The sequence below is a fragment of the Streptomyces milbemycinicus genome, from assembly GCF_002154605.1.
Classification (GTDB): Bacteria; Actinomycetota; Actinomycetes; order Streptomycetales; family Streptomycetaceae; genus Streptomyces; species Streptomyces milbemycinicus.
In genome coordinates this window covers 1-9,850 of record NZ_MUNE01000307.1, presented here as the reverse complement: position 1 = coordinate 9,850, position 9,850 = coordinate 1, and the positions used below count along the sequence as shown (strand labels likewise).

Genomic DNA, 9,850 nt, shown 5'->3' with positions numbered 1-9,850 from the left:
GGTGGCGAGGGTGGGGTGGTGCTGGGCGCGGGCGAGGCGGGCGCGGGCCAGGTGGAGGAGGCAGAGGTGTTCTTGGGAGCCGGAGGTGACGATCCACTGGGTGGCTTTGTCCAGCAGGCTCTGGGCCATGACGAGGTCGCCGGAGTGGCAGGCGAGGGTGGCCTCGATCAGGTCGTAGCGGGCGACCTCGTCGTTCCAGTCGGCGCCCTGGGAGGCGCCGGCCAGCTCCGAGCGGGCGCGGGAGACGTAGGCGCGGGCCGGTTCGGGGAGGCCGGCTTCCAGGAGGCATTCGGCCGGGGAGAGCGGGAGGCCGAACCAGACGGGGGCGGTGGCCAGTTGGTCGATGGGCAGGGCGCCGGTGAGGGCGCGGGAGACGGCGAGGATGGGGTCGCGGCGGCTGCCGCGCAGGAGGTCGGCCACTTCGGCGAGGCGGCCTCTGAGGGTGCCGATCATGGCGAGCCACCAGCTGTCGTCCGGGTCGATACGGGCCAGGGCGGCGGGGAGGTCGCCGATGGCGCGGTAGCACCAGAGGAGGCCGCCGGGGTCGGGGCAGGTGGGGAACTCCTCCAGGACGCGGACGCAGCGGCTGTACTGGCCGATCTGCCAGGCGAGGTGCTGGTAGCCGCCCATGCGGAGCCGGTAGACCTCCTCGGCCTCGGCGATATGGCCGGCCGCGAGCGAGTGGTGGACCAGCTCTTCGAGGAGGTCCAGGGTCTCGGGGTGGTCGGCGGGCCGTACGCCGGGGCCGGTGACCAGGGCGCTGTAGTGGCGGCGTATGGCCTGGTGGACGGAGCGTGGGTCGGTGAAGGAGCGGTAGAAGTGGTCGCGGACCGCGGGGTGGACGGTGAACAGGCTGCCGGATTCCCGCAGGACGAGGTGGAGTTGGTGGAGGTGGCGCAGGGCTGCGAGGACATCGCGCAGGTCGAGGCCGCGCAGCGGGCCCGCGATCTGGGGGTTGGCGGCGCGGGTGAAGACGGAGTGCAGCTGCTCGGCGGACGCGCCGAAGCGGAAGATGCACAGCCGGGCGAGCAGGGCCGTCTCCCGCTCGCTGAGCGCCGTCTCGTACGCGTCGAGCACCCGCGCCAGGCGCCGCTCCTGTGGCTCTCCGGAATCGGCGCGCGGCTCGGGCAGCGAGGCGGCGCCGGACGGGTCGGCGGCGGCGTATTCGACGAGGTAGCCGCTGAGGTGGTCGAGGGTCAGGGCGTGGGCGCCGTACTCGTCGATCAGGGCGTGCAGCGCGTCGTCGTCGCCGCGTACGCCGCGGTCGCGGATCAGGGAGACCGCGTCCTCGCGGCACAGCTGGTCGATGTCGAGCCAGGCGTAGCCGCGGCCGCGCCAGGGCGCCAGCCGGGGCAGCGGGAGGCGGCTGGTGATCAGGCACTTGGTGGCGCCCAGGCCGTCGGCCAGGCGGTCGATGATCTGGGCGAGCAGCCGGTCGGTCAGATCGCCGAAGGCGCCCTGACGGTCGGTGGCCGGGCGCTGCACCCGCTCCAGGCCGTCCAGCACGAGCAGCCTGCGGCCCGGTCCGGTGAGGAGTTCGGTGAGCAGGTAGAAGGTGCCCATGGGGCTGCCGCGCGCGACCGCGCCACCGCTGAAGTAGGCGTAGGCGACCTCCAGGAACTCCTTGACGTCCTGGTTGAGGTAGAAGCTCCAGATGAACAGCTCGTCGGGCGGCGGGTCTCCCTGTCTCCGCAGCCGGGCCAGGAACTCCCCCGCCAGCGCGGTCTTCCCCGCGCCGCCCAGCCCGAGGAGCGCCAGCACGCCCGGCTCGCCGTCCTGCCAGAAGCGGTTGAGCGCGGCCAGTTCGTCCGCGCGGCCGACGAAGCTGGGGGCGGGGGGCAGGGCGTGGATGATGCCTGCCGTCAGGGGGCGTTTCCGGGGCGCGGCCTCGGAGTGCCCGTCCGGTGAGTCCTGCGAGTCCTGCGAGTCCTGTGGGTCGCGTGGGTTGCGTGGGTCTTGTGGGTCGCGTGAGTCCTGTGAGGGCGCGGCGAGCGCTTCGGTGTGCGCCACGACTGCCTGCGCGTTGATCTCGGCGACGCGGGCGACAAGCGCCCCGAGCTCGCGCCGGTCGTGGCACCAGGCGACCAGCCTGCGGATGCACTCGCGGCGGCTCATGGCCGCCGCCAGCTCCCGGTACACCTCGGGGTAGTGGTCGAAGCACAGGTCCCGGATCTCGTCCTCGGACAGCGCCCGGTCGATCAGCGCCCGTACGACGCCCGCGTTGCGCACGGCGCCGTACGCGTCACCGTACGCGTCACCGTGAGGGTCGCCGTGGCGGTCGCCGTGGGGGTCGCCGTGGGGGTCGCCCGTCATGGCGTCGCCGTGGGCGCGAGGCCCTTGCGGCACAGCCGGAAGCCGATGTTGGGGGTCATATGCGCGCCCCATCCGCCCTTCCTCCAGCTCTCCGCCTCACGGGACATCCGGAAGGACACCGTGACCGCCTCGGCGCAGTCCGCCCAGGAGCCGCCGCGCAGCACCCGCTCCTGGCCCCGGTCGGGCCCGGTCGGGTTGGCCTCCGGGCCGGTGCGGTAGTACGCCGCGTCGTACCAGTCGGCCGTCCACTCCCACACCCCTCCGCTCATCCCGTACAGCCCATAGCCGTTGGGTGGCAGGCGCCGCATGGGCAGGATGGCGAACTGGTCGAAGCGGTCGAAGTCGCAGCGCTCAGGGGTCGGGGGCGCGTCGCCCCAGGGGTAGCGGTGGCCGGGCAGGCCGCCGCGCGCGGCCCGCTCCCACTCCGCCTCGGTCGGCAGGCCGTATCGGACCTCGCCGGTGGACAGCCGCTCGCACAGCTCCTCGGCGTCCTGCCAGGACACGCTGACCATGGGCTTGCGGTCGTAGGCCCATGGGCGCCGGGGGTCGTCCCGGCGCGGGGTGCCGAACAGGGTCCGGGAGTCGACCCGCTCGCCGTCTCCGCTGACCCAGTCGTGGCGCGGGGCGTGGGCGTGCCAGTCGGTGGCGCGGACGGTCGCGTCCTCGCAGTACTGGAGGCGGATCTTGTTCGCCTCGTGCAGATACCAGCTGGGGTCCAGCGCCGCGCTCCGCTTCCGCTTCCGCTGCTCCCGGGGCATCCCGGCGGGCGCCGGCTCCCAGTCCATGAGGTCGCAGAAGGCCGCCCAGCTCACCGGGGTCTCGGACAGCCAGTAGTCGTCGAGCCGGACCGGGTGCACCGGGCGCTCGTCCGGGTCGCCGTCGGCGGAGCCCATCGCGAAGGAGCCGGCCGGGACATAGCGGAAGAGGATGCCGTGCTCCTCCACCGCCATCCGGTCCAGCAGGGCGCCGCGGGCCTCGGCGATCTCGGGGTCGGCCGGGGCGACCATGCGCGCGCGGTCGTACGCGGTGGCGGCGGTGCGCACATCGCCCCGGGCCTCCAGTTCGCGGGCGAGCCGCAGCAGTTCGGGGGCGCTGCCGGTGGCGGTGTGGTCGGTGCACAGCCATGCGTACGCGGAGCCCGTGTCGTACGCGGAGCCGGACTCGTTCTCGGAGCCGGACTCGTTCTCGGATCCCATGTCGTGTGCCGATCCCATCGCCCCTACCCGCACGATCCGTGGCAGCCGCGCCCGCGCGGTTGGGCCGATACGTCGAGGATGACGAGCGGATTGCGGACCGCCGAACCCGAGCGCGCCTCCGCCTGAACCTGTTCGGCGATCCAGGGGTCGGGGGCGTTGACCGAGCCGGCCAGGACGAGGGAGCGGGCGCGGCAGCCGCCGGCGAAGGTGGCGGTCTGGCCGTGGCCGCTGGCCGGGTCGGTGTGCGGAAGGGCCCGTATGGCCTGGAAGCCGGCGCTGTGGTGCCAGATCTCGGCCAGGGACGTCTCCCGTACGTTGGCGGCGACGAAATCCGGGCCGAGGAAACTGCACGGGTTGACGTCGCCGGACACGGAGACGGAGCATACGAGGTTTCCGGCGCCGCAGCCGTAGTTCTGGTGGATGACGGACTGCGTCTCCTGCCGGGAATGCGGGCTGAACGGGTCGATGTGATGCAGAGCCACGGGATCGCCGGGGCTGGCGGGGTTACCGGGGCTTGGGCCGCCCAGCCGCGACAGGCCGTTCAACGCCTCGGTGTAGTCCGCGAAACTCGGCATCAGCTCCTGATTCCGCTCGGCCACGCCGACCGGGTACAGCGGCCGGAACACCGCGGTGTCCGCCCCCACTTCATGCGCGAGTTCGGCACACGCGTCGATCTCGTCGAGATTGGTCCGCATGATGGTGAAGGCCAGGGTGAAGCGGGCGTGTTCACGGAGGACGGCGAGGCGGTCGAGCACCTTGGCGAAGGTGCCGGGCCCGCGCACCCGGTCGTTGGTCTCGGCCGTCGCGCCTTCCAGACTGACATTCAGCCAGACCAGTTCGCGCTTTCCGAATTCCTTGGCTATGTCCTCGGTGATGAGCAGGCCATTCGTGGTGATACACGGGGCCAGACCATGGGCCAGAGCCAGATCGATGATCTGGAAAATGTCCTTCCGCAGCAGCGGTTCACCGCCCGTGAGCCCGAGCCGGAAGGCGCCGAGCCGCGCCATCTCCGCGAAGAGCCGGTCGATCTCCTCCAGGCTCAGCCGCTTCTCGCGGCGCGGGAGGTCGCCGGCGAAACAGTGCGTGCAGCCCAGGTTGCAGGAGGCGATGACCTCCAGATGGACCGCCAGCGGGCCGGTGAGATGGTCCGGCGGCACATCCAGGTCATCGTGGACGGCACCGGCGAACCGGCCGTCGACGGTGAAGAACCCCAGGTCGTAGAAGTGCTCGAAGAACCGCTGGATCCGGCCGCGCCGGTCCGCGTCGTCCGTCTCCGCGAGCAGGCGGTCGATGGGGTGCGCGCGCAGCCGCCTCAGGACGTCCGTGGCCTCCGCGTCGAAGGGCAGATATCGCGACGTACGGCGGTCGAAGACCAGGCTGCCGAAGAATTGCGGGATGAGCACCAGCGGGGCCCGTTCCGGCATCGTAAACCTCCGTGAGTTGTCAGGCCGCGCCCGGATCGGAAAGGTTGAAGACCTTACGGACCCAGACCCGGCCGCCACCGCCACCGCCACCGCCACCGCCACCGGGAATCCCCAGGCCGGCCGCGCCGAATTCCCTCAGCTTTCGCACCCGATAAGGCTCGGCATTCCGCTCCGGATCCTCCGGCGGCCGCCGCTCGGACCGCTCCGCCATGGGCCGCCAGCCGTCGTCGTCGAAACCGGGGCGCGTCCAGGCGTCGTCCTCCGGCTCGTCGAGGCAGTATTTCCAACTGCCGTCCGCCGCCGAGAGCACGGACGTCTCCACGACGCCGTCAGAGGCCGTGGTCCGTACATGGATGTCTTCATCCTGTTTGTAGAGCCCGGCGAACATCAGCGTGGTGTACGCGGGGTCGTACGAGGCTATCTCGAACGCGAGGACGTGGGTGCCGAAAGGGACCAACGGGCGGGACGAGGAGGGCGCCGTGCCGTCGAGATACATCTCGCCCGGACCGTCCGTCTCCAGCCACATCGTGAAGGGGACTCCGGCCCGCGGATTGCGCCACCGCAGCACCACACCGCCGCATCCGGCGGGCACCTCGCAGTGTCCGTGTTCCTCGAGGATGAAATGCGGAGATGTCTTGGCGTACCGCGACAGGGAATTGAGTTTCAGCTCACGCTCGTCCATGCTCACCTCTCGTCTCGGTTTTCCAGGCGGTCGGTGAACTCGCGGTGCCTGACGGGGTTGACCTCGCCGACCCGTCGTACGAGATCCGGTAGCCGATCACGCCGCGCACAGTACTCGATCAGCCGAAGCGTCTTTTGCGATTTGCTCATGCCCTGGGCGAACTGGTCGTACACGGAAGGAAAATGATCGAGGCAGAGTGCGCCCAGTTCATCGTCGTCCAGGGCGTCCATGACCAGTCGGCGTACGTCACCGGGCTGATAGGAGAGGGGCGCGGGCGCGGGGGCCGCGGATGTGGCGATGGGCGGGGTGGCGGCAAGCCGCGCGATGATCCCGTACGCCGCGCTGTTGGGGTCCTCGGCGATCAGGCCGACCAGGTGCCGCAGCCTCCCCTGGTCCGCCGCCCGCCGCAGGACCTGCGGCCACACCTCCGCCATGGGCGCCGTCCACGCGAACTCGGCCGCGCGCATCCCCGCCGCGAGCACGAACGCCCGTACCTCGGCCCCCTGGTCGTACGCGGTGAGGAGCGCGGCGAGCAGTTCCCGCGCCTGCGGGTCACCGGCGGCGAAAGGCGCGTTGTCCAGCAGACTCATATCCCTTACAGCACCCCCGCCGAGGCAAGCCCCTCCGCCACCCGGGATATCCGGCGCCCCTGATTACGGAATTCCCGCTTCCCGAACTCCTCGACGGCCACCCATCGATGGTGCAGCCCGACCAGTTGCCACCGTTCATTGAAGACGGGCGAGCCGGAGGAACCGGCTTCCGTGTCCGTCCAATACTGGATCACATCGTCATCGACATGGCGGACGATGTTGTGGTGCATCCCTATCTTCTTCACCCCGCCGTTCGGATGCTGAATGACAGAGACCCGCTCGCCGACCGAGACGGGTTCGGCGTCCGCCAATTCGACGACGGGAATGTCGTCCGGCAGCGGCCCGTCCGCCCGGATCACGGCCCAGTCGTGCACCGGGTCGCCGGTGATCGTCTCGGGGCGACAGCGCACCACGGTTTGGGCGCGGTGCCGGGCGGCGGTGTCGAGCTCGTAGTGCAGCCAGGCCTCGACGCGCGTCGCGGGACGAGGGCCGGGGCCGGGACCAGGGCCAGGGTCAGGGTCAGGGTCAGGGCCAGGGCCGATGTCGTAGAGGACGTGGTGGTTGGTCAGCAGCAGGTCCTCGCCGATCCGGAACGCGGTCCCGTAGGCCCGTCCGCTCTCCAGCGTCACCAGCAGCCGCACCACGGCCGGGGCGAGCTCGACCCCGCGCCGCATGAACGCCACATCGAGCAGAGTCGGCTCGTCGAAGATCTGCCGCTCCCACGCCTGACGGGCGTCGAACCCTTTCCAGACGACCCCCGAATCGACGGCCGCCGGGGCCTCCACCACCGGCTCCGCCGCCATCAGCTCGCGCAGCCGCAGCGCCACCGCCTCATCGTTTTCCGCCACTTGTTCGAGCAGGGCGTGGAGTCGATTCTGGTTACGGGCCTTGGTGATCAGGTCGTGCCAGACGGAATGCATCGGCCGATCCCATGCGACCGTCGCCGGTTTCACCCCCGCCCGCACGGCGAACTCGACGACCGGCCCTTCCCGGAAATGGATACCCGCGAGGAAGTCGTGCAGTTCACGCGACTCCGGCCTGCTCCAGTCGAAGGGCAGTGTGTCGAGAAAGTGCGGCATTCGAACCACCAGCGGCTGGGAGCGGAGCAATGCCCTGCGGCACGGTTCCCAGCATAGGGGAGACATACGACGCGCCCCGGGCCGGATCCGTAACGTAACCGATCCCGCGCGCGCCGACATAGGGCAGTTAGGGCCGTGCGTCCGGCCGCGGACCCCACCACCGGCGGTAGCGGGCCGGGGTCCGCGCGCCCGACTTCCGGCCCGAGTCCCGATTTGATCTCATACGGCGCGGACGCCCGCACCTTGCCCGGTCGGACCATTAGCGTTCGCGGCGGTATTCGCGCGGATATACGGCCGGAAGACGGACAGCCGGAAGGAGCCAAGGAATCGTGGCGGACCAGGACAAGGTGACCGTACGGCTCAGCCCCGTCCCCGAGACCCTGCTGTGGAACCTCTACCACCGGGCGTATGAGGCCCGGCAGCCCCGGACCGTGCTCCACGACCCCAAGGCCATTGAGCTCGTCGACCGCCTCGACTTCCCCTTCGAGGAGACCTTCGGCCCGCCCCACCCGCTGCTCGCCCAGGGCCAGGCGCTGCGCGTACGGTCCTTCGACGCCGCCGTGCAGTCCTTCCTCGCCGACCATCCGACCGGCACCGTCGTCAACCTCGCCGAGGGCCTGGAGACCCAGTTCTGGCGGATCGACAACGGCCGGGCGCGCTGGCTGGGCGTCGAGCTCCCGGAGACCGCCGAACTGCGCCTCGCCCTGCTGCCGGACACCGAGCGGCGGCGCACCCTGGCCCAGTCCGTGCTCGACCTGTCCTGGATGGACGAGGTCGACACCGAGGGCGGTGTGCTGCTCACCGCCCAGGGGCTGCTGATGTATCTGCGCCCGCCCCAGGTGCGGGAGCTGATCGCGGCGTGCGCCGAGCGGTTCCGGGGCGGGGCACTGGTCTTCGACGCCGTGCCCCGCTGGCTCAGCGCCGGCACCCAGCGCGACGAGAGGCGCGGCGAGAAGCGGGGCGAGAAGCGCCCCGCGCCGGGCTACCGCATGCCCGGGATGCCGTGGGGTCTGAACGCCGGCGAGCTGGAGAAGGTGCGTACGGCCCACCCGGGCGTCGTCGACGTGCGCGAGCTGCATCTGCCGCGCGGCCGGGGCCCGTACTTCGGGGCGCTGACGCCGGTGCTGCACCGGCTGCCGGCCCTGCGGAACCTGCGGCCGACGATGACCGCCATCGCGCGGTTCGCCTGACGGGCCGCGTACGTTCGGGCTGTTGCGTGGATGTCCCGGTAGCGGGCGAGGGCGGGGTCGCCGTTCGACGGCCCCGCCCACCCCTGTCATCCGAAGACGTTGAACGTCACTTCGGGCCGGTCGCGGTCGGCGTACAGCCGCCAGGCGGCGTCGGCGAGCTCGTCCGGGTTCAGCGTCTTGACCTCCAGCGACGCGACGTCGATGTCGATGTCGCCGTCGCCGCCGCCGAACTGCCCCGGCTGCGACGTGAACATCTTGTGGATGTCACCGCGCTCGATGAGCCCGCCGATGGTCACGGTCCCGGCGTAGATCCCCTGCCCGGACAGGGCCGCGTTGAGGGTCAGCGCGTAGTTGCGCAGCGCCGCCGAGCTGAGGGCCAGGCTGCCGAGGACGGGCATCGGCACGACGGAGCTGAGACCGCCCGCGAACAGCAGCCCGCCCGCGCCGCGCTCCACCATGCCGGGCAGCACCTTGCCGACGATGTCGACGGCCGGATACACCATCTCGTCCATCGCCCGCCGGACGGCGTCGGAGTCGGCCTCGGTGATCGAACCCGGCCGGGCGCCCCCGTCGATCGCGCCCGGCCCGTAATAGAGGACGTCGATGCTCCCCCGCTGCCCGGCGATGGTGTCCAGCGTGGCCAGGATCTGCTCGCGGTCGCGTACGTCCGCGACATGGGCGCTCGCCTCGATGCCCGCGTCGGCCAGGGACGACAGATATCCGGCGTGCCGGGCGGCACTACGGGACACCAGGGCCACGGCGTAGCCCTCGCGGCCGAAGCGGTGCGCGATGGACATGCCGAGGCCGGGGCCGACGCCGATGACGACGGCGGTCCTGGAGTCGGGTGCGGGTGTGGTTCCGGGCATGGCGATGCCTTCCGCGTCGAGTGGTCTGTAATTCGTTCGGATTAAGTCGAGGCAGCCCTCAAGTTATCCCGACGGTAGCATGAATCCTGAGGATGCCCTCGAGTTAGGTGTGATGATCCGTGTCCCCTGGAGCCAGGCCGCTGCGTGCCGACGCCGCACGCAACCGAGACAAGCTGCTGGCCGCCGCGGCCGAGGTGTTCGGCGAGCGGGGCCTCGACGCACCGCTGGAGGAGATCGCGCGCCGGGCCAAAGTGAGCATCGGGACGCTCTACAACCACTTCCCCACCCGGGAAGCGTTCTTCGACGCGATCTTCCCGGGGCGGCTGGCCGCACTCGACCGGCTCGCAGCGACGGCCACGGCCGACCCCGACCCGTGGAACGGCTTCGTGGGCTTCGTCGAGGGCATGTTCGCCCTACAGGCCGAGGACCGCGGGCTCAACGACGCCGTGACCAAGCGCTTCCCGCTGGCCCCCGAGCTGAACGACGTCTGCCAGCGGGAAGCGCTTGGTC

General features: G+C 71.1%; 8 protein-coding genes and 1 pseudogene. 2 read left to right on the top strand and 7 right to left on the bottom strand.

Going from position 1 to position 9,850, the window contains the following annotated elements:
* The 6 genes and pseudogenes from CCN51_RS59310 to CCN51_RS24110 all read right to left on the bottom strand — a co-directional run.
* A pseudogene (locus CCN51_RS59310) lies at positions 1 to 2,313 on the bottom strand (hypothetical protein); the annotation flags it as partial.
* On the bottom strand, positions 2,310 to 3,509 hold the full coding sequence (locus tag CCN51_RS24130; protein ID WP_014178941.1) for an SUMF1/EgtB/PvdO family nonheme iron enzyme: 1,200 nt from the start codon (positions 3,507 to 3,509) through the stop codon (positions 2,310 to 2,312). The gene CCN51_RS24130 and the pseudogene CCN51_RS59310, both read right to left, overlap by 4 nt.
* A 23-nt stretch (positions 3,510 to 3,532) precedes the next feature.
* Positions 3,533 to 4,933 (bottom strand): radical SAM protein, encoded by a 1,401-nt coding sequence (locus CCN51_RS24125; RefSeq protein ID WP_014178940.1) that lies wholly within the window; start codon positions 4,931 to 4,933, stop codon positions 3,533 to 3,535.
* Between the two features lie 19 nt (positions 4,934 to 4,952).
* Positions 4,953 to 5,615, bottom strand: a complete 663-nt coding sequence (locus tag CCN51_RS24120) for a hypothetical protein (RefSeq protein WP_014178939.1) — start codon at positions 5,613 to 5,615, stop codon at positions 4,953 to 4,955.
* A 2-nt stretch (positions 5,616 to 5,617) separates the two neighbouring features.
* Positions 5,618 to 6,205: an effector-associated domain EAD1-containing protein gene (locus CCN51_RS24115; protein ID WP_014178938.1), complete on the bottom strand. Its 588-nt coding sequence runs from the start codon at positions 6,203 to 6,205 to the stop codon at positions 5,618 to 5,620.
* A 5-nt stretch (positions 6,206 to 6,210) separates the two neighbouring features.
* Positions 6,211 to 7,284 carry a trypsin-like peptidase domain-containing protein gene (locus tag CCN51_RS24110; protein WP_014178937.1) on the bottom strand — a complete coding sequence of 358 codons (1,074 nt, stop codon included), beginning with the start codon at positions 7,282 to 7,284 and terminating at the stop codon, positions 6,211 to 6,213.
* Positions 7,285 to 7,613: 329 nt separating this feature from the next.
* Here CCN51_RS24110 and CCN51_RS24105 point away from each other — a divergent pair, with 329 nt between their 5' ends.
* Positions 7,614 to 8,474 (top strand): class I SAM-dependent methyltransferase, encoded by an 861-nt coding sequence (locus CCN51_RS24105; RefSeq protein WP_014178936.1) that lies wholly within the window; start codon positions 7,614 to 7,616, stop codon positions 8,472 to 8,474.
* 86 nt (positions 8,475 to 8,560) lie between these two features.
* Here the strand turns inward: CCN51_RS24105 and CCN51_RS24100 are convergent, their stop codons facing one another.
* Entirely contained in the window at positions 8,561 to 9,340 is a 780-nt protein-coding gene (locus CCN51_RS24100) for an SDR family NAD(P)-dependent oxidoreductase (RefSeq protein WP_014178935.1), read from the bottom strand.
* A gap of 119 nt (positions 9,341 to 9,459) precedes the next feature.
* Here CCN51_RS24100 and CCN51_RS24095 point away from each other — a divergent pair.
* Positions 9,460 to 9,850: TetR/AcrR family transcriptional regulator (locus CCN51_RS24095; protein ID WP_143675880.1), on the top strand; the 391-nt coding region annotated here is incomplete at its 3' end.

What these genes read in the sequence shown, in the direction of transcription:
- CCN51_RS24110 (WP_014178937.1), bottom strand. Translation starts at nt 7,284, where the DNA reads ATGCCGCACTTTCTCGACACACTGCCCTTCGACTGGAGCAGGCCGGAG.
- CCN51_RS24125 (WP_014178940.1), bottom strand. Translation starts at nt 4,933, where the DNA reads ATGCCGGAACGGGCCCCGCTGGTGCTCATCCCGCAATTCTTCGGCAGC.
- CCN51_RS24120 (WP_014178939.1), bottom strand. Translation starts at nt 5,615, where the DNA reads ATGGACGAGCGTGAGCTGAAACTCAATTCCCTGTCGCGGTACGCCAAG.
- CCN51_RS24130 (WP_014178941.1), bottom strand. Translation starts at nt 3,509, where the DNA reads ATGGGATCCGAGAACGAGTCCGGCTCCGAGAACGAGTCCGGCTCCGCG.
- CCN51_RS24100 (WP_014178935.1), bottom strand. Translation starts at nt 9,340, where the DNA reads ATGCCCGGAACCACACCCGCACCCGACTCCAGGACCGCCGTCGTCATC.
- CCN51_RS24115 (WP_014178938.1), bottom strand. Translation starts at nt 6,205, where the DNA reads ATGAGTCTGCTGGACAACGCGCCTTTCGCCGCCGGTGACCCGCAGGCG.